General features: G+C 36.4%; 1 protein-coding gene. It reads left to right on the plus strand.

Translation table 11 applies throughout. The features are described 5' to 3' along the window. Window positions 1-372 precede the first annotated feature (372 nt). Window positions 373-1,108 (plus strand): phosphotransferase family protein (locus BTA31_RS22295; protein ID WP_076794318.1); only part of this gene is annotated, 736 nt, incomplete at its 3' end.

Below are 1,108 nucleotides of genomic sequence, written 5' to 3' on the forward strand. Positions count from 1 at the left end.
CTTTTCAGCCTTTTATTTTCCAATTTTTTGTTTTCTGAACTTGCACTATTTGATTTATTGTTTTTAGACTTCTTATTGAATTTTCCCCGTGATTTTTTCGTTTTTTCAGACTCCATTTTTACATTGTTCATTGTCGCTAGCTCTTTTTTAGCTTGTTCTCGAATCATGGATTGCCAGCACAGGTGACTGCGGTTCTTTACCTAATCGGAATGGTGATAAGCGGATATAAGCTGAATCCCTACCAAGGAAATTTTTGGTGGGAATTCTTTTTGGTATCTAGATTATCATGTAGAAGGTTGATTTTTGTGTGTTAAAATGATATTAAAAGATTAATTCAATTGTATTTATCTAAGCCTAATGGCGGGGGTATTTATGAATTTTGATAAAATGAAACAGCAGTTGCTTGAACGAAAGCTGGAACTTGTGAAGGCTGAAATGGGTGAACTATCTTATCAAAAATTCGAGTTCATCACCACAGGTTGTGAGAAAGATGTTTTGATTTTTGATAAAAAATCAGTTATCTCCTTCTTTCGTGATGGATTAAAGTTAGATGCTTATGGTGTAAGACAGGAACTGATTCACAGATTAGGTAAGCACACAGAGGCAGTTTTGCCAGAGTGCTTATATATTTCTCCAACGAAGGATTTCGTTGTGGAAAAATATGTATCGGGATATCGAATTACACCTCAGTACGTAAAGGCAAATCTGGAAAAAGCACAGCACATAGGTATATCAGTAGGGAGGTTTTTAAGACAACTTCACATGACATCAAAACAAGGATTAGACTTGCAAAGTGGTTTTGAACAGGATATTCGGAAGGACATGGAAGAAGGGCTCAGGCTTCTGAAGACCAAACTTTCCGATTCTGAGATGAATCAAGTGAAGGATTTCTTGAAAGAGTATTATAGAATTTCCGCATCGATTCAGACATGTATTGTTCATGGGGATTTTCATTATGATAATATTTTTTGGGATGAGAGCTCCAGTCGCCTTGGGGTTATAGATTTCAGCGAAGGAGGAGTGGAAGACCCCGCCCTAGATTTTATGTATATGTGTTATTATCCTGAAAAATTTCGGCATGCGGTATTTGAAGAATACGATTCAAAAG

This window comes from Bacillus haynesii, from assembly GCF_001969855.1.
Classification (GTDB): Bacteria; Bacillota; Bacilli; order Bacillales; family Bacillaceae; genus Bacillus; species Bacillus haynesii.